The sequence below is a fragment of the Streptomyces sp. NPDC050264 genome, from assembly GCF_040655895.1.
GTDB lineage: Bacteria > Actinomycetota > Actinomycetes > Streptomycetales > Streptomycetaceae > Streptomyces.
The window spans coordinates 36,132-53,855 of the sequence record NZ_JBFAKV010000030.1 but is presented as its reverse complement, the minus strand read 5'-3'; the positions used below and the strand labels follow the sequence as shown (position 1 = coordinate 53,855).

18 protein-coding genes are annotated in these 17,724 nt (G+C 71.4%); 9 read left to right on the top strand and 9 right to left on the bottom strand.

Going from position 1 to position 17,724, the window contains the following annotated elements:
- The first annotated feature begins 76 nt into the window (after positions 1–76).
- A complete protein-coding gene (locus tag AB0J02_RS37355; protein ID WP_363198319.1) occupies positions 77–847 on the top strand; it encodes a VOC family protein in 771 nt (256 codons plus the stop codon).
- Positions 848–1,082: 235 nt separating this feature from the next.
- Here AB0J02_RS37355 and AB0J02_RS37350 read toward each other — a convergent pair whose 3' ends face one another.
- Together AB0J02_RS37350 and AB0J02_RS37345 are read right to left on the bottom strand one after the other, a co-directional pair.
- Positions 1,083–1,397, bottom strand: a complete 315-nt coding sequence (locus tag AB0J02_RS37350; RefSeq protein WP_363198318.1) for a DUF6233 domain-containing protein — start codon at positions 1,395–1,397, stop codon at positions 1,083–1,085.
- A 5-nt stretch (positions 1,398–1,402) separates the two neighbouring features.
- Positions 1,403–2,401, bottom strand: a complete 999-nt coding sequence (locus AB0J02_RS37345) for a hypothetical protein (protein WP_363198317.1) — start codon at positions 2,399–2,401, stop codon at positions 1,403–1,405.
- A 165-nt stretch (positions 2,402–2,566) separates the two neighbouring features.
- Here AB0J02_RS37345 and AB0J02_RS37340 point away from each other — a divergent pair, with 165 nt between their 5' ends.
- A complete protein-coding gene (locus AB0J02_RS37340; RefSeq protein WP_363198316.1) occupies positions 2,567–2,884 on the top strand; it encodes a hypothetical protein in 318 nt (105 codons plus the stop codon).
- An 87-nt stretch (positions 2,885–2,971) separates the two neighbouring features.
- On the opposite strand, the gene AB0J02_RS37335 is transcribed toward AB0J02_RS37340, so the two are convergent.
- Complete coding sequence (locus tag AB0J02_RS37335; RefSeq protein ID WP_363198315.1) at positions 2,972–3,841, bottom strand: GNAT family N-acetyltransferase; 870 nt, start codon at positions 3,839–3,841, stop codon at positions 2,972–2,974.
- 128 nt (positions 3,842–3,969) lie between these two features.
- Here AB0J02_RS37335 and AB0J02_RS37330 point away from each other — a divergent pair, with 128 nt between their 5' ends.
- The 6 genes from AB0J02_RS37330 (at position 3,970) to AB0J02_RS37305 (ending at position 9,080) form a co-directional block, all read left to right on the top strand.
- Entirely contained in the window at positions 3,970–4,419 is a 450-nt protein-coding gene (locus AB0J02_RS37330; RefSeq protein ID WP_363198314.1) for a hypothetical protein, read from the top strand.
- 55 nt (positions 4,420–4,474) lie between these two features.
- Positions 4,475–4,927: a hypothetical protein gene (locus AB0J02_RS37325; RefSeq protein WP_363198313.1), complete on the top strand. Its 453-nt coding sequence runs from the start codon at positions 4,475–4,477 to the stop codon at positions 4,925–4,927.
- Positions 4,928–5,131: 204 nt separating this feature from the next.
- Positions 5,132–5,830, top strand: a complete 699-nt coding sequence (locus AB0J02_RS37320; RefSeq protein WP_363198312.1) for a peptidoglycan-binding protein — start codon at positions 5,132–5,134, stop codon at positions 5,828–5,830.
- Positions 5,831–6,043: 213 nt separating this feature from the next.
- A complete protein-coding gene (locus tag AB0J02_RS37315) occupies positions 6,044–7,630 on the top strand; it encodes a Na+/H+ antiporter (protein ID WP_363198311.1) in 1,587 nt (528 codons plus the stop codon).
- 98 nt (positions 7,631–7,728) lie between these two features.
- Complete coding sequence (locus AB0J02_RS37310; RefSeq protein WP_363198310.1) at positions 7,729–8,358, top strand: TMEM175 family protein; 630 nt, start codon at positions 7,729–7,731, stop codon at positions 8,356–8,358.
- A gap of 224 nt (positions 8,359–8,582) precedes the next feature.
- Positions 8,583–9,080 carry an N-acetyltransferase gene (locus tag AB0J02_RS37305; RefSeq protein ID WP_363198309.1) on the top strand — a complete coding sequence of 166 codons (498 nt, stop codon included), beginning with the start codon at positions 8,583–8,585 and terminating at the stop codon, positions 9,078–9,080.
- On the opposite strand, the gene AB0J02_RS37300 is transcribed toward AB0J02_RS37305, so the two are convergent.
- From AB0J02_RS37300 to AB0J02_RS37280, 5 genes are all read right to left on the bottom strand, one after another.
- Positions 9,023–10,636: a HAMP domain-containing sensor histidine kinase gene (locus tag AB0J02_RS37300; protein WP_363198308.1), complete on the bottom strand. Its 1,614-nt coding sequence runs from the start codon at positions 10,634–10,636 to the stop codon at positions 9,023–9,025. The two genes, AB0J02_RS37305 and AB0J02_RS37300, sit on opposite strands and share 58 nt — an antisense overlap.
- A complete protein-coding gene (locus AB0J02_RS37295) occupies positions 10,633–11,352 on the bottom strand; it encodes a response regulator transcription factor (protein ID WP_363198378.1) in 720 nt (239 codons plus the stop codon). The genes AB0J02_RS37300 and AB0J02_RS37295 overlap by 4 nt, the downstream gene beginning before the upstream one ends.
- A 180-nt stretch (positions 11,353–11,532) precedes the next feature.
- A complete protein-coding gene (locus tag AB0J02_RS37290) occupies positions 11,533–13,218 on the bottom strand; it encodes a CotH kinase family protein (protein WP_363198307.1) in 1,686 nt (561 codons plus the stop codon).
- Positions 13,218–13,895 carry a DUF4956 domain-containing protein gene (locus AB0J02_RS37285; protein WP_363198306.1) on the bottom strand — a complete coding sequence of 226 codons (678 nt, stop codon included), beginning with the start codon at positions 13,893–13,895 and terminating at the stop codon, positions 13,218–13,220. The genes AB0J02_RS37290 and AB0J02_RS37285 overlap by 1 nt, the downstream gene beginning before the upstream one ends.
- Positions 13,892–14,830, bottom strand: a complete 939-nt coding sequence (locus AB0J02_RS37280; RefSeq protein WP_363198305.1) for a polyphosphate polymerase domain-containing protein — start codon at positions 14,828–14,830, stop codon at positions 13,892–13,894. The genes AB0J02_RS37285 and AB0J02_RS37280 overlap by 4 nt, the downstream gene beginning before the upstream one ends.
- Before the next feature lie 188 nt (positions 14,831–15,018).
- On the opposite strand from AB0J02_RS37280, the gene AB0J02_RS37275 reads away from it, so the two are divergent.
- Positions 15,019–15,681: a histidine phosphatase family protein gene (locus AB0J02_RS37275; RefSeq protein ID WP_363198304.1), complete on the top strand. Its 663-nt coding sequence runs from the start codon at positions 15,019–15,021 to the stop codon at positions 15,679–15,681.
- Positions 15,682–15,728: 47 nt separating this feature from the next.
- Here the strand turns inward: AB0J02_RS37275 and AB0J02_RS37270 are convergent, their stop codons facing one another.
- Positions 15,729–17,693, bottom strand: a complete 1,965-nt coding sequence (locus AB0J02_RS37270) for an NAD-binding protein (protein ID WP_363198303.1) — start codon at positions 17,691–17,693, stop codon at positions 15,729–15,731.
- Positions 17,694–17,724 lie beyond the last annotated feature (31 nt).

Below are 17,724 nucleotides of genomic sequence, written 5' to 3'. Positions count from 1 at the left end.
CGGGTGACGGCTGGCTACTCGTGCTCTGAGGTGGGCCGATCACCCGGGTCCGCCGCGCACAGAAGGAGTCAGCAGCATGTCGAATCCGGCCAGTAGCACAGTGTTGGGGGCGCCGTGCTGGGTCAGCCTGTCCACGCGTGATCTGGGCGTCGCGCAGGACTTCTACCAGGCGGTGCTCGGGTGGGAGTGGCGCACCGGGAAGCTCGGTGACCAGTACCGGTTCGCGAGCGTGAACGGGGTGCCGGTGGCGGGTCTGTCCGCGGTGGAGAGCATGCTGCCGACGACCGTCGCCTGGACTCCCTTCTTCGCCGCGTCCAGCGCGGACACCACCGTGGCCCGCAGCCACGAGCGCGGCGGGACGACCGCGGTGGGGCCGCTCTCCTACCCGCCCGGCCGGGCCGCGCTGCTGTCCGACCGCGACGGCGCCGTCTTCGGGATCTGGGAGGGCGAGCTGGTGTCGGACTGGGAGAAATGGCGCCGGGCCGCGCCGACCTTCGTGGAACTGCACACCCGTGACGCCTTCGACGCGGTCATCTTCTACGCCGAGGTCCTGGGCTGGGCGTCCAGTGCCCCCGGCTCCTGCGACGTCCAGTACGAGGACGAAGAGGTGGTGCTGCGCAGCGGCGGCGACGTCGTGGCCCGCATCCACTCGGGCGCGGTGGAATCCGCGCCGGATCCCGCGATCCGGCCGCACTGGCGGATCCACTTCATGGTCACCGACGTCGAGGCGTGCGCGCAGGCCGCCAGAGACCACGGCGGCCAGGTCCTGGAGATCGCCCTCGACGCGACCGAGGCCGTACTGACCGATCCCGGCGGAGCCCGCTTCGTAGTGAACTCGAAACAGTGAACGCCGCGGTTGAGGTGTGCGCACGGGGGCACTCAGGTGCGGCTGTTGATCAAGTGGCCAGCAGAGGTGAGCCGTCGGAGGGTGGGAAATGAAGAGGTCCCCGCGGGCGCCCGCGGCCAAGCGGGCTTGGCTGCCGGCGCCGCGCGGTGTGGACGCGCCGCAGTACGACACGGAGCTGCTGACGCGCGCTCCGCGCCTGAGTGACCGGCGGCCGACCGGGACGTGCGTGCGCCGGTCAGGTGAGCGCGGTGTCGGGGCGGCAGTGCGTGCAGGCCGGGACGGGCCCGTGGCGGAGGGCGTCGCGGGCCTCGTCGGCCGTGATGGAGCGCGTGCGGGTGCCCGCCGAGTGACAGCCGCCGGTGTGGACGTGGACGGCGGCGCGGCCGGTGGGCCCCAGCTCCAGCAGCCACGTCGCCGGCGCGCGGCGGGCAGCGCGCCGGCGCTTCTCGTCCTCGATCCAGCGTCGCGTCCTGGCGAGCTCCTGCAACTGCACACGTTCGAGGAACTCCAGGTGCGCGAGCCGGTCGGCCGCGGGCTGGTCCGTGTCCACCGTTCTCAGGCCGCCTTGTGCAGCAGCGCTGCCGGACCGACGCTGCCGGTGCCGTACCGCTGGTTGGCGCGGTCGACGGCCTGCTCGGCGCGCAGGCGCATCTCCCGGCCGTGGTCGAAGGAGATCTGCTCTGCCGTGGGGCCTGCGGCCACCAGGTCCTCGGCCCGCACGAGCAGTCCGACGAGGCGGCCGCGCTGCAGGCCGGCGCGGTCCATCAGCCGGTAGGCGGCGGTGCGCAGGTCCTCGTCGTGTGCGGAGGCCTCGGGCAGGCGCAGCGTCCTGGTCCAACGGGCACCGGCCGCGAAGTCGAGTTGCAGGGTCAGACCGCGGGCGACCTGGTCGCGGGAGCGCAAAGTGGCGGCGAGCCGGACGACGAGGTCCAGGAGACGGGCCCGTACGGTGGCGCCGTCCATTTCCTGACGTTCGAAGCGGTGCCGTACGGCCGCGGACAGCGGCAGGGTTTTCGGGGTCACCGTCCTGGGGTCGATGCCGCGGGCCCGGTCGAAGGCCAGACGTCCGGGCCGCCCGCCGAGCACCCGCTGGATCGTGCCGAGCGGCAGGGCGGCGAGGGCGCCCGCGGTGTGAATCCCGTAGTCGGTCAGCGCGGCCGCGTGCACCGGGCCGATGCCGTGCACCGCCTCGACCGGCAGCGGCGCCAGGAAGGCGGCGACCTCGGCGGGCTCGACGGCGACGATGCCGCCGTGCTCCGGCGCCCGCGCGGACGCGGTGGCCGCCACGGCCCAGGTCGGCGCGAGACCGATCCGCACATCGACGGAGAGCCGGGCCAGGCACCGGATCCGGGCCCGCTCGGCCAGCCGCACGGCCGACACCCCGTGATACCGCAGCGCGCCGCGCAGTTCGACCACCGCTGCGCCGGGCGGCAGGGCCTGCACGACGGGCGAAATCTCCGCGAGCAGTTCCAGCACCTCACGGTAGGCAGGCTCCGCCAGACCTCCCGGCATGCGTACGTGCATCACCGATGCCACATCATCTGTCCTGGTCATCACGGCACCTCCCACACCCCACAATATCGAACTGGAATTCGAACACGCGAGGCGAGCGGGATGGGACGTGATGGGTGGGGCAGCACGGGGCCGGGCCCGGCCAGGCGTTCCCGTTACCGTGTGGGCACACGATCCCGGCCGGGGGTTCGATGCCAGGGGAGCGGCATGACATTGACCGCAGACGACTTCGACCGCCTCAGCGTCTTTCTGCAGAACCGACTCGCCGATGCCCGCGCCCAACTGCCGGCGGACGCTCGCGACGCGGCCCTCGCTCTGGACGCCCTGCACTACGAAATCGCGCGCGCCGCGGGGGCCGTGGGCCTGTTGCGGGCCGGGGTGCCCGACCCCCGGGTGGCCGACGCCTGGGAAACCCTGCGCCACATGGCACGCCTCTGGAAGGATCACGCCGACTTCGAGGTGGCGTTCGCCCTGCCTTCCCGAGACCTCTCCGGAGCAACAGGGCACGTCCCCCTGGCGGGGTGATCTCAGGGCCGAACGCCGGGGCCCGGTATCCCGGGCGCAATGGGGACGCGCAGTCATGGTCCTGCACAGTCCTGACGCGATACGCCCCTACGCCTCCCGATACCGGTCCCGGATCTCGGGGAGCGGTCGGAAGCCGGCCGACCTGTACGTGGCGACGGCGCCGACATGGGAGCTCGGGGCGCAGACGAGCGCGCTCGACGAGCCCAGCTTCTGGAGTGCGGACGCCGCGGCGACGGTGACCGCGCGGCCGTGCCCTCGGCCGCGATGTTCCCGGTGCACGCCCATCGGTTCGAGCAGGCCGGGTCTGCCCGGGCCGGCCGACCACACCGTCACCGCCGCCACCGCGTGACCCTGACCGTCGTTCGCGAGCAGACACCTGGCATCGGTGAACGGCGCTCCTGTCGCCATCGCCTGCCAGAGCTCGTCCGTGAACCGCGAGCCGTCGAACGCCGCCCGGTGCACGGCCGTGAACGCCCGCACCTGCTCGGGTCCGATCACCTCGATCCGCCCGACGGGGTCCCGCACCGGCTCCCCGAGGTCGCGCCGCAACGGCGTCCACGGCTCGTCGGTGCCCCAGCCGTCGCCGGCCAGCAGATCGTGGATCAGTGCGCCCGCCGGCGCGTCGACGCACACCTTCCCCCGTACCGTCAGTACGCCGTGCTCCGGCACGGTCACGTCAGCGAGGAGCTGTCGCGCCAGCTCCTCGTCCCGCTGGGCGTCAGGCGCGATCGTCAGCCGCAGCAGCTCGGGCCCGTCCAGCAGTCCGACGGCGAGAATCCGTCCGTCCCGCTCCCACGTCCGGACCGCCGCGGCCGTCGCCTGCGCACCCGACCGCCAGAACCAGCCCAGGTCTCCCGGATGCAGCTGCATCGGCGCACCGTCGTACTGCCACTCCCGCAGCACATCCACGATCTCGCCCAGGCTGTCGACTCCCGGCCGCCCCATACCCATCGTCATCCCTCGATCACACACCACCGCGACGACCGCCCGCACCTGGTTTCCGCGCGCCCCGCTCCACGCATACGTTCGGGGCGAACCGGCCCCGCGGGTGGTACGCGCGGCCGGTCGGCGGGGACCAGTGGGCCATGACTGAGAATGAGGAAGGCCCTGCCCGTGCACATCAGCGGCCCGAGGGCGTCAGCGACGCGACGGTGGAAGCGCTGGGATCGGTGTCGAAAGCGCTGGAGACGGTGGAGCGGGCCCGCGGCCACCTCTACGCGTTCCACCAGTTGACCGGTACCGCCGATCTCGAACTGGGCCGCGCCGTCGGCCTGTTGCGCACCGCGGGCCATGAGGAGTGGGCGGAGCGGATCGACCGTGAGCTGGTGGGCCGCAATGTTCTGGAGGGGCGGTGGACGTTCCAACTCGTGGAGGAGTACGACGCCACCTTCTACGAGCCGTACAAGGACCTGGAGCGGCAGGTGCGCGATGCTCTCGTCCAGGGGCGCGAGCACGTGTACGAGGCGGAGATGAAGGAAGCCCGCCGTACGAAACAGCACCCCGATCACATCGCGCGTCCCTCCGACGAGGAGTGAGTCCGGGCCGGACGGGTGTGCTCGTATGCTGGGCGCCGATCCGGAGGAGGGACCCATGCCGACGTGGGGGCTGGTCGTCGAGACGACCACGGGGACAGGGGAGCGCAAGCACGTCGAGGCGTATGTGCTGGCTCAGCTGGACGCGACGCGGGACGACGCGCTGCGGGAACTGGAGCGGCGGGCGCACCAATATCAGCCCACGCATCCCATGAGCCCGAAGCGGCGACGGCTCTTCCGGACGGGCGACGGCTTCCTGCTCGTCGTGGACGGCGCCTGGCAGTCGTTCAGTACGCGCTTCACGCTCGCGGAGTTGCTGCACGACTCGGCGGCTCCGGCTCCGGCTCCGGCACCCGAACCCGTACAGGCGCCGGAACCGGCGGACGTCGCGCCGCCCGCGGACGTACCTCGGCCGGCACCGGCACCGGTACCTGAGCCGGATCCGGTGGCGCGGTACGACGACGGTGTGCCGGTGAAACCCTCGTGGCTCGGGCGCACCGACCTGTCGTGACGGCACGTCGAGGGATGGCGCCCGGGGCCGCTGGCCACGGGCGCCGTCAACGGCCCTCCGTCGCCACGATGAACAGCGGAGATCCCGGCTGACGGGCCCTTCGGCTTATCCGGCCCTGAGCCGGCCTTCAACGCAGCCTTAAGGATCATGAGCGGGGCCCGACAGGCCCCGATTCGGGGCCCGCCGCCGTCTACGTTCGGCCTTGTGAGTTCCGAAGCAGCCGTCCCAGATCCGTCCATGTACCCCGCGCTCTCCTCCTACTTGACGCGCCCCGCGGACCGGGAACCGCGTACGGCGCCCGGAATGCCGCACCCCGTGGCGGGACCGACGTACACGACGCCGCCGAGCGTCCCGGCCACACGGGGGCGTCATCGCGCCGCCGCCTCCACACGGCGGCGGCCTCGCCGTCACGTCCTTGCCCGGCGGCGCACCCCGTCGCCCCCGTTCGCCTACGCGTCCGCAGCCCTGCTCGCCTTCGCCACCGCCGCGCTCCTCGCGCCGTCCCACAGCCCCGCTCCCGGCCAGCCGCATGCCGCGCCCCCGCAGCAACCGGACGCTCCCGGCGGGCTGTCTCTGCCCGTGCCCGACGAGGCGCCCACGACACCGGTCCCGACCGACCGGCCCACCCGCACACCACACCCGGACCCGTCGGCGAGAACCGACGCCCCGACTCCCCGTTCGGAGCCGTCGAATGTGCTGCGTTTCGGCAGCACGGGGAGTTCGGTCCTGCGGCTGCAGGAACAGCTGGGGCAACTGCGGCTCTATACCGGCCCCCTGGACGGCTACTACAGCCATGACGTCGCCGCCGCGGTCGCCCGCATGCAACAGGCGCGCGCCATCGACGAACCGCTCGGCGTCTATGGCCCGGCCACCCGCAGCGCCATCAGCACGGCGGCTCTCTGACTCTCGGCAGAGGCGGCACACGGCGCCGAGCAGGAGCAGCGTGTCCCCGGCGAGCCGCCCCCGCCCGCGCGGCGCACTGCGCCGTCTGCAGGACGGGATCGCGCGTGGGCGCACTCGGACGTGCCCTGTGCCGCCCGGGGCCGCGAGAGCGGCACGGCTCGCGGGCACACCTGTCAGCACCCGGTGTTCCGTTCCCTGTTGTGGAAGGTCCTCGTGCTCGGACTCGAAGTCGTCGTGCTGCTCGCCGCGGTGCTCCTGGCCGGGCACGTTCTCGCCGCCCGGCTGCGACTGCCGCCGCCCGTGGTGCTGCTGGCCTGCGGGCTCGCGCTCGGCTTCGTGCCGGCGCTGCGCGAAGTGCCCCTGAGCCCCGAGATCGTCCTGCTGATCTTCCTGCCCGTACTGCTGTACTGGGAGAGCCTGACCACCTCGCTGCGGGAGATCCGCAGCAACTTGCGCCCCATCACACTGATGGCGACCGCCCTCGTGCTCGGCACGGCCGCCGCCGTCGCCGTCACCGCCCACGCACTGGACATGCCCTGGGGGCCGGCCTGGGTGCTGGGCGCGGCCGTCGCCCCCACCGACGCCACCGCCGTGGGCGTGCTGGCCCGCGCCCTGCCGCACCGCAACGTCACCATGCTGCGCGCCGAGAGCCTCGTCAACGACGGCACCGCCCTGGTCCTGTACGGGCTGGCCGTCGGAGTCACGGTCGGCGAGGAATCCCTCACCGCCGGGCACGTCGGCCTTCTCCTGCTGCTCTCCTACCTCGGAGGCGTCGCGGTCGGTGCCGTGATCGCGTGGGTCGGAACCTGGCTGCGCCGGCGGCTGAGCGACCCGCTGCTGGAGAACACGGCGATCATCGCGCTCCCGTTCACCGCCTACCTGCTCGCCGAAGTCATCGACGCCTCCGGTGTACTGGCGGTCGTGTCCTGCGGGCTGATCATGAGTCAGAAGGGTCCGTCCGTAGGCCAGGCACACGGACGGCGCCAGACCGAGGCGTTCTGGTCGCTGGCGACGTTCCTCATCAACGGCTCCCTGTTCGTGCTGGTCGGGATGAAGGCGCAGGACGCGGCCCGCGGCCTGGACGGCATCAGCGTGGGCACCGCTCTCCTCCTGGTCGGCGCGGTCACCGCCGTGACCATCGGGGCACGCTTCGCGTTCCTGTTCACCACCCCTTACCTCATCCGCCTGCTGGACCGGCGCCCCCAGCAGAAGGCCCGCCGCGTCGGTGCCCGCCCCCGCATCGTCAACGCCACCGCCGGCTTCCGGGGCGCCATCTCCCTGGCCCTCGCGCTGGCCGTGCCCACCACCCTCTCCAGCGGAGCACCGTTCCCCGACCGGGATCTGATCGTGTTCGCCACCTGCGGCGTCATCGTCTGCACCCTGGTCCTGCAAGGCATCGTCCTGCCCTACGTGACCCGCTGGGCCCGGTTCGAGCACGACACCGTACTGGCCGAAGAACTCCATCTCGCTCAGCGGGCCGCGACCGAACGGGCCCTGACCGCGCTGCCACAGCTCGCCGACCGCCTGGACGTCGAAGCCGATGTCGTCGAGCGCCTGCGCCGCGAATACGAGGAACACCTCTCCCTGGTGGAGGCGAACGCCTCGGACACGGAGGACGATCCCGCCCTCGCCCAGGCCGAGCAGTACAGCCGTCTGCGACTGGCCCTCCTGGACCACAAGCGCGACACCGTCATCCAGCTCCGCGACGAACACCGCATCGACGACACCGTGCTGCGCCGGATGCAAGCCGCTCTGGACGTCGAGGAGGTCCGGCTGCGGCGCACGGCCACCGGCCCCTGACTCCCTCTCGTCACCAAGAACACCGGCCCGCCCTGTCACCCGTGCGCGACGGCGGAGGAAAGCACTCCGGGAGGCGGGCCCGTCGTACTGTCGGCGCCATGACGGATCCTTCTGTGCGGACGCGGCCCGCTGAGGACGGCTCGAGCGTGGCGCGCCTCGTCGCGTTGTCCGACGGTATCTATGCCATCGCGATGACGCTGCTGGTCATCGACGTGGCGATTCCGGAGCACCTGGACGACGCCGCCTTCCACCATGCCTTGAAGGACGTACTGCCCAACCTTGGTGCTTTCGCCCTCAGCTTCACGCTCATCGCCGGATTCTGGCGTGACCATCGCAGGGTCCTCACCGGCCTGCGCTCCGGCAGCACCCTGGTGACCCGCGTGACGCTGCTCGGGCTCGGCCTCGTCGCCCTGCTTCCCTTTCCTACGGCTCTCCTGGCCGAGTACGCCTCGCAGCCCGACGCGGTCGCTCTGTACGCAGGGGCCATGGCCGCGATCCACGCGGTGCACGTCGCTCTGTTGCTGCTCACCCAGCGCCAGGTACATCCCTCGGCCGCGTCCGCGGAGGCCACGGACCGGCGTCGCTTCACCGCCCGGCTCGCGGCCGGGGCCCTGGTCTTCGTCCTCTCCATCCCCCTGGCGTTCGTCGATACGAACGTGGCCATGTGGTTCTGGCTCGTCCTGATCCCGGCCCGGCACCTGGCCCGCCTCCGGCCATCACGGCAATGAGCGTGGCGGGGCGGGCGACCCCTGGACACCACCGGCAGACGTCGCCCGCCCTGACCACTGGCAGACCCGTGGACGGGGGGGCGTTGCACGAGCCTGCTCCCCCTCCGGGTGCCCCCTGCGCAGCTGTGCACACGTCCCGGGCGAGGGTCCGCCCGTGGGGCCCAAGTGGCGGCGGCCTGAAAACCTTTCGGCATCGTCGGCGGGCGGCTGTACCCTCACGCCTCATGAGCTGGCTGCCTGACGACTTCGTCCACCCCGTCCATGTGCCCGTGCCCGGCACCGCGCTGCACCTGCGGCCGATCCGGGAGGCGGACACCGCGATCGACCACCCGGCCGTGATGGGTTCCCGGGACCGCCTGTGGGAGATCTTCGGCCCGGCCTGGGGCTGGCCCTCGGAGACGATGACCTATGACGAGGACCGCGTGGACCTGCTGCGGCACGAGCGGGAGATAGCCGCGCACCAGTCGTTCAACTACGCGCTGTTGGACGAGGAGGAGACGGTGCTTCTCGGCTGCGTCTACATCGACCCGCCGGAGCGCACCGGCGCCGACGGTGAGATCTCCTGGTGGGTGGTGGACGACCTGGTCGGCAGTGATGCGGAGCGGGCGTTCGACGCGCTCGTGCCGCGGTGGATCGCCGCCGACTGGCCTTTCCGGCAGCCCCGTTACATCGGCCGCGACCTCACCTGGCAGGACTGGCTGGAGTTGCCGTCCGCCTCGTGACCGGTGTCCTGCGGCGCTGTGGTCGAGTCGGGCAGGAGCAGGCGGAAGGTGCACCCCTCGCCGGGGCGGTTGTCCAGTTCGAGACGTCCGCCGTGTGCTGTCGCGATAGCGGTGGCGATGGCGAGCCCGAGGCCGGAGCCGGGGTCCGTGTCGCGTCCCGCTTCGCCGGACTGCCCGGACGGGGTCGCGCGGTAGAAACGGTCGAAGACGTGAGGGGCCTCGTCGGACTCGATGCCGGGTCCGTTGTCGGCGACCTCGATCACGCAGACGGGGGCGCCGGGCGGCAGTGGCGGGTTGCTGCTGAGGCCCTGCGGGGCAGAGGTGCGGGTGGCGCCGACCCGGACGTGGATACGGGTGTCGGCGGGGGTGTGGGCGCACGCGTTGGACAGCAAGTTGCCCAGCACTTGGGCGAGTTGGTGAGGGTCGCCGAGTGCCTCGATGATGTCGAGGTCGCTTTCCGGGGCCGGGGGACGGGTGGCCAGTGGCTCCAGGGTGATGCGGTGGCGGGGGTGGTCTATCGCGGTGGTGGCGATCGCGTCGGCCGCCAGGGAGAGCAGGTCGACGGGTTCGCGGTGTGCGGCGGGCACACCGCTGTCGCCGTCCCCGTCGCCGAGCTTGGCCAGGAGGAACAGGTCGTCGACGAGACGGCTCATGCGATCGGCGTTACGGGCTATCAGGGTGTGCGCCTCCCGGCGTCGCCGGTCCGCCATGCCGGGTTCGTCGAGGAGGAGTTCGGCGAAGCCCTGGATGGCGGTGAGCGGAGTGCGCAGTTCGTGGCCGGCGTCCGCGAGGAAGCGGCGCAGCTGCTGTTCGGAGGTCTCCGTGCGGTGCAGTGCCGTGCGCAGGCGGTCGAGCATGGTGTTGAGGGCGAGGCCGAGGCGGCCCACCTCGGTGTCCGGGTCCGCCACGGGCACGTTGAGTTCGAGGGCGCCTTCGGTGATGTGCTGCGCGGTGCGCTCGACGCGGGAGAGCGGGCGCAGTCCCAGGCGGACGGCGCCGTTGCCGAGGACGACCACGCCGACGGCCACCGCGACGCCGAGTCCGAGACTGAGCCAGAGCAGTTTGGTGGTGGCTCCGTCCACCGTCTCCAGCGGCAGGGCCACGACGGAGCGCATGCGGTCGGGGCTGGAGTAGGAGATCACCCGCCAGCCGGACCCGGCGCCGCCGTCCTCTGAAGGAACGGTGCTGGGGCGTCGGTCGGCCAGGTCCAGGTCGGCCTCGCTGCGCGGGAGTCGCGGACCCGGGCTGTCGCTGCTGCCCAGGGAAGCGGGCACCAGGTGACCGTTCTCGTCGTAGAAGAAGACGCGGTAGTCCGAGGGGAGCGCGTTGTCCGGGCTCGGCGGGTGCGGTGTTCTGTCCTCGGCGACGTCCTCGTAGGCGTGGTCCGGGGGCCGGAAATGGGAGAGCCGGTCGTCGACCTGGTGGGTGAGCCAGCCGCGCAGGACGGCCAGGCCCGCGCCCTGGCACAGGAGGACGGCGCTGGTGGCGAGCAGTCCGGCGATCAGGACGAGGCGGGCGCGCAGTGAGTGCGGGCGCGGAAGGCGCCTCCACCTCATCGCGTGGCCGTGTCGGTCTCGGCGCGCGGCAGCCGCAGGCAGTAGCCGACCCCGCGCACGGTGTGGATCAGCGACGGCGCGTCACGGTCGATCTTGCGGCGCAGGTTCTTGACATACGTGTCGACGATGCGGGTGTCGCCCGAGAAGTCGTAGCGCCAGACCTGCTGGAGGATCTCCGGCTTCTCCAGAACGCGTTCGGGGTGGGCCAAAAGGCAGGCCAGGAGCCGGAATTCGGTCGGCGACAGTTTCAGCGGGCGGCCCGCCCTGCGCACCTCGTGGGTGCTCTCGTCCAAGGTGAGGTCGGCGTACCGGAGGGGCGGACGGACGCCGGTGGCGGACGCGCCGCTGCGGCGCAGGATGGCGCGGATGCGCAGCAGCACCTCCTGGACGTGGAAGGGCTTGGTGACGTAGTCGTCGCCGCCGGAGCTCAGGCCGATGATGCGGTCCTCGACACCGGTCCGCGCGGTGAGGAAGAGGACCGGCGTGTAGACGCCCTGGGCGCGCAGCTCGCGGGTGAGCCGGAAGCCGTCGGTGTCGGGCAGCATCACGTCCAGGACGATCAGGTCGGGCCGGCGGCTGCCGGCCTCGGACAGGGCTTCCTGTCCGCTGGACGCGCTCGCCACGGCGTAGCCGGCCGCGCCGAGCGCGGAGGTGAGCAGGGTGCGGATGCTGGCGTCGTCCTCCACGACCAGGACGGTGTGCCCGGCGACGGGCATGCGCGAGGGGGTGTGCTGGTCGGTCACGTTCTTGCACCTCGGAGTACGGACAGGGGGAGCCGTGCGGCGCGATGGTAGACAGAGATCCTGTACGCGAAAGGCGTGAATCCGTGTCAACGGGATGAGATCCGGCATCCTGGACGCCGCCCTCTGGAAGCGGCGCCCAGGATGCCGGAGCGGTCAGCCGGTCACCTGTTTGTCCTTGGCGAGGGCCGTGGCGCGGTCGGTGACGGTCTTTTCGAGCTTGGTCACGGCGCTGTCCAGCCCCTTGGAGCCGGCGCCCGCCGCGCGCGCCTGTTCCGCGATGGCCTTGAGGTCCTTCGCCGCCGTGCCCGAGGCGAAGAACTTCTGGAACAGCTCCCGGTACGCCTTCTTGTACGTGCCGTCGAGGGCGTCGGAGGCGAGGAACTTGGTCTTCAGGACGTGCTCGGCGAAGCCGCCCCTGCCGGCATTCCCGCCCTTGTCCCCGTTCCCGCCCTGGCCGCCCTTCGCGTCCGCCCCGCCGTCTTGGCCGGGCATCCCACCGGGCTGCCCTTGCGGCGCGCCGGACGGGGCCGCGGAGGGTGCGGCGCCGGATGTGGCACCGTCGGGCGCCGCACCGCCCGGCATGCCGCCGCCACCCATGCTGATCGAGTCGTCAGGGCCGGACGTCGCGTCACCGCTGAAGGTCATGTTGTAGTCCCAGCCCAGGACGGAGAACTTCTTGGTGTCCAGGTCGTACCAGAGCAAGTAGTTCTTGCCGGGGCCCGCCATGTCGTCGAAGTTCAGCAGCAGGTTCTGCGAGGCGACATAGTCGGCCAGGGAGTCGACATCGACGTACTGGTCGAGGTCCTTCGCGAACTCCTTGTCCGAGGCGCTGTTGACCCACTTGATGAGCTTCATCACCGGTTCGAGGTCCTGGCTGCCCTTCTTGTTGAGCTGCTTGAAGGAACTCTCGTAGTCGCTGGGGTCGTCACCGCGGTAATCGAAGCTGCTGCCCGCCCGCGCCTTGTACATCACGCCGTTGCCGTCGGCGACGTCCTCGGCGTAGTCGGTGTCGGGCGCCTCGACCATCAGGCGGGTGGCGGTGGGCCGGTTGTTCATCTTCACCTTGGTGAAGGCGTACCGCTCGGCCTTCTGCCCGCTCTGCGTGGTCAGCGACAGCGACAGCGCTTCGTTGAGGGGCACCTGGTCGTTGCTGCCGGGGCGCAGCGAGATCTCCCGCTCGCCTTGGTAGGCGCGGCCCTCGACGTACTCGTCGATCTTGACGAGCAGCGGCAGTTCCTCGGGCTTCTGCGCGGACAGGTTGAACTGCGTCATGCCGCCGCCCATGCCCCCGGCTCCGCCGGGACCGCCGCCCGCCTTCTGGGCCTGGCCGCGGTCCCGGCCTCCGGCGGCAGCGCCCCCGGCACCCGCGGCGCCGGCCGGAGCGCCCTGCGCGCCCTCAGGCGCATTCCGGCCGCCACCGGGCATGCCCTGGGTGCCGCGCAGGGACGACAGGGTGGAGTTTCCCTTGAGACGGATCCCGACATCGTTGAGGTAGACGCCGTCGATGGTGAGGTCGGCCTCGATGTAGTCCTTGGTGCCGTCCTCCTTGAACTCCTTCATCATCTTGTCGAAGTCGGTCTGCTGGTAGGTGAGTTGGACCGAGTGCTGCGCCGAGGTGTCGTACAGGCCCGTCGTCCCCCGGACGTCGTCGGTGATGGCGTCCGCCTCGGCCCGCGAGGACGATGTCACATACGGGGAGATCCGCGCGTCACCCAGGAAACAGACCATTGCGGCGAGCCCGACGCCCAGCGACGCGGCCGGCTTCCAGTGGTGCCGCAGCCGGACGGGCAGCCGGTCCCGCAGCCGCCGCCGGCGCTGCGCGGTGGTCTCGCCGCTCATCACAGGTCCGTCGTGTCGTAGCCGGTCAGCACGGTCACCCGCTGGCCGGACGTACGCTCCTGCAGCGCGCTGACCAGCTCGCCGGGCTCGGCGCCCTTCTTCAGGCGCACCGTGTAGAAGACCTCGTTCAGCGCGCCGCCGCGGATCGTCTCCGTGCTCACCAGCTCGAACTCACTGGTGTACTTGATCAGTACGTCACGGATCTGCGGCGTGTGGTCGTCACCGGCCGGCACCTGCACCTTGACGACCTGGCGCTGCACGTTCAGGGCGAACCAGTTGAACTTGAACATCACGAGGACGACCGCGCAGATGACCACGGCGCCGACCGCGGCCAGCGTGTAGAAGCGGGCACCGCACGCCATGCCGATCGCCATGGCGAGGAAGATGAAGCCGACGTCCCGGGTCTCCTTGACCGCGTTCCTGAAGCGGACCACGGACAAGGCGCCGACGAGGGAGAACGCGCGGGCCAGGTTCGATCCGACGACCAGCATGATCAGGGCGACGATCATGCCGACGATGACCAGGGTCTGCACGTAGGACTGGCTGTAGGAGACGTTGCGGTGCGTGTACCGGTAGGTGTAACCGATCAGCGTGGACAGGATGAACGACAGCGCCATCGCCGCCACGACATCGGCCACGCTGAACGTGCCGCTGAGTTCCTGCAGATCGAAATTCACTGTGCTCCTACCTTCAACGGCGCGTCCTGCGCCGGCCGCTGCGCGAGCGGCTGTTCTTCAGTGGGGGTGGGTGGCGGACAGTCCGCCTCGTCGACGTGGAAGATCGAGCGGGGGGCGAGGCCGAACGTCTCGATGGACTGCACGTATTTCGAGATGCGTACGAGGTTGAGGTTGCGCCGCGCCGCGAGGTCGGTGATCCAGTGCGGTGTGCGCTCGTTGACCTTGATCTCCATGACCGACATGTGCGGCGGAATGGTGAACCGGTTCTCCGGTGCCGGTGTGTCGAAGCGGAAGTCCCGGTCCCGGCCGCGGACACGGCGGTCGAAGGTGACGCGTAGTCCGGTGTCCGAGGCCCGCCCGACCAGCGCCTCGCGCTGATATCCGGTGATCGCGGCGGGCCGCAGGTCCAGCCGCACGATCAGGTCGAGGACCTCGTGCACGAAGGGGCGCTCCGCCGGGGCGTGCTCGACCATCTCCCGGCCGTCGCACAACTGCCGCGCCGTGCCGTACGGGAGGGTGATGCGCCGCTTCTGCGTGACACGGTTGACGCGCTGCTTGATCTCCACGCAGACCGGTGTCTCGTCGGTGGCCCCGTCGAGGTCGCCGTAGTGCCGGATGCGCAGCTTGCGGCGGAACTTGAGACCCTCGATCTTCTCCCAGTAGAACCGGAGTTGAGGAGTGTCGTAGTACAGGCTCCACACGCCGTAGCCGCCCACCGGGCTGTGCAGGTCGCGGTCCATCCGCTCGGCCAGCTCGTCCCGGATGTCCGCGGCCTGTTCCACGGGGACCAGGTATTTGAGCTCGAACCGGTTGAACGCGTGCAGCCGGCTTGCCACATGCAGCGGTTCCTCGCTCCCCGGACTCCCGCTGTCCTCCGCCCGGGCTTCCTCTGCCCGGTCCTCACGCGCCGCGGCTGCCTTCGACAGGAACACCATGCGCCTCCTTGCTCATACGTTGCGGACCGTCCGGCTGTGCACACGCAACCAACGGCGTATGAGGAGCCCATGAGAATCACGGGTTGATTTCAGGAGTCTTCAAGGCGACGCGAAGGTGAACACGGGGCAACCGGGGGAGAAGCGCACAATATGAAGGAACGTGTTCCGCTTCGTGGAGGTAGTCCCGCATGCGCTTGCTGCTCATCCGTCATGGCCAGACCCCGTCCAACGTCAAGCACCTCCTGGACACCGGACGGCCGGGCCCGGAGCTGACGCCGCTGGGGCAGGAGCAGGCGGCCGCGCTGCCGCAGGCGCTGGCGGAGGAGAAGATCGAGGCGCTGTACGCGTCCACGCTCGTGCGCACCCGGATGACGGCCGCGCCGCTGGCCGCCGCCACGGGGCTGGAGGTCCAGGTGCGGGACGGCATCCGGGAGCTGATCGCCGGAGAACTTGAGATGCGGGGCGACGAAGAGGCGGCCGCGACCTATCTCACCACCGCTTTCGCCTGGTCCGCGGGTGACCTCGGACGGCGGATGCCCGGGGGCGAGGACGGCGTGGAGGCACTCGGCCGCTTCGACGCGGTGGTCGCCGAAGCGGCCGGGACGGGAGCGGGAACGGTCGCTATGGTCAGCCATGGCGCGGCGATCCGCATGTGGGTGGCCGCGCGGGCCGTCAACGTCGACGTGGCCTACGCGTCCGCACACGCCCTGGGCAACACCGGCGTCGTCGTCCTGTCCGGCTCGCCCGACGAGGGCTGGCAGGCGCTCGTGTGGGAGGGCCGCCCGCTGGGCCCGGAGGGAAGCTCCCCCGAGGACGGCGGCCCGGCCGGAGAGCCCACCCCGACGCCCTGACCCGAACCGTACGACGCGCGTGATGACCGCCCGCTGCGGCGGACTCACTACCTGGTTGCGCGCGTGTCCGACTGTGAAGCCAGCAACTCGGCAAGGCCGTGGCGGGTGGCGGCCAGGACGACCCGGTCGGTGGGGCGCAGCACATAGCCGGGGTGCAGATCCCAGATGAGGCCGGGCGGCGCGGCGGGGCTGTCCTCCTGCGGTGACGCGGCGAGGTCGGGACGCCGCTCGCCCGGGGCCGTGGAGTCGACGGCGATCACCCGCCACGACCCCGGCCGAAACGATTCTGCGATGGTGCGTCCCTCCAGTGGCGAGTGACCGGCGACGTCGAGTACGGCGAAGAGCAGCACCCTGCGTTCGACCGGGATCGCGCCGAGGATCTGGCGGCCCATCATCGCCCCGGCGAAGGCCGGCGCGGCAAGCGTGGTGACACTGCGGCTGCGGGTCAGGGCCCGGGGATGGGCGGCGCGCAGGGTGCGGTAGACGGCCGTGGCGAACGCGTCGTCGTACAGGCGCAGCGAGACCCGCAGATTCGGCTTGACGGACCGGGCGTACAGCGCGGCTTCGAGGTTGGTCGTGTCGTGGCTGGTGAGGGCGAGCAGGGCGTGCGCGCGCTGGACCTTGGCGGCCTCCAGGACGCCTTCGTCGCGTACGTCGCCGAGGATCGTCGGGACATGCAGGCGGCGGGCGAGCGGGATGCCGCGGGCATCGGGGTTCTCCTCCACGCACACCACGGGGATGCCGAGTTCGTGCAGCCGGGCCAGGACGCGGGTGCCGACCTTGCCGAGGCCGAGCAGGACGACGTGCCCGGACAGGCCGCGCGGCGGGCGGCGCAGGGCGGTGGCGGTGCGGAAGGTGCCCAGAGCTTCGAGCACGGCGGCGAGGAGTACGGGGAGCAGCAGCAACCCGGCCAGGCCGGTGAGGAGTTGGAGGATCTGGCGTGCGGCCGGTTCACCGATCGCGGGGTCGTCGATGGCGAACAGATCGAGCAGCGTGATGTACGCCGCGCCCAGCGGATGGCGCTCCGTGGTGGCCCAGGTGGCGAGGGCCAGGCCGAGGACACAGACCGCGAGCCCGGCCAGCGACCAGCGCAGCCTGCGGGAGAACAGGGAGCCGAGCGGCAGCCCGCGCGCGGTCAGGCGTCGTGGCGGCAGGGCGGGGCCCGCCGGGGCGACGGTGTCCAGGACGACGGTGCCCCGGCCGGTGGCCGCGCCGACCGTCCGGTCGTCCGGGAGGAGCAGAGGGCCGTCCTGGCCCGAGGAGTCCGAACCCTCCGCGCCCGCCGGGTCGTTGGTCGTCGCCGACAGCAGGGCGAGGGTGCACAGCCCGGTCCGGGCGACCGTTCCGCGGCCGGGCGGGTTGCGTTCCACCGCGCGCAGCAGCAGTCCGTCGGCCTGGATGACCTTGCTGGTGCCGGCGACCGCGGTGCCGGCGAGCGCCGGGGCAGCGGTGTCCGCGTCCGACAACACGGTGGTGGACGTGTCCAGCGTTTCAGGATCGAGTCCGGGTGACGCCAACGCGGCTGCCTGGTCCAGGAGTTGGGCCAGATGCTGGCCGAGCCTGCGATCGTAGAGCCGGATGACCAGGCGCAGGCGCGGATTGAGCCGTCGGGCGGCGAGCGCGGCGCGGATGTTGGTCTCGTCGTCGTCGTGGACGAGAGCCAGCGCGTCGGCCTCCGCGACCCCCGCCTCCGTGAGGGTCTCCTCGTCCAGCAGCGCCGCTTCCATGACGCGGGGCGGCTCTCCGGCGGGCGAAGCCGTCGGGGACGGCACCGCCCGGTTCATCGCGGCCTGTAAGCGACTCAACAGGGCCGCGGCGCGGACCCGGCCGCCGTTGCCGACCTGTGGTTCGGCGGCAACACGCATCGGCGGGACGACGATGGTGACCTGAGCACGGTAGAGATCGCGCAACTCCGCACCCAGCCGTTCGGCGAGTGCGTCGTCACCGCAGACGATCATATGGCGGGGCAGAGGCGGGTGTTGGGCCTGGTGAGGAAGCGACACGAGTGTCATGGTGCGGTCTCGACTCCGCCCGCGTCCACCG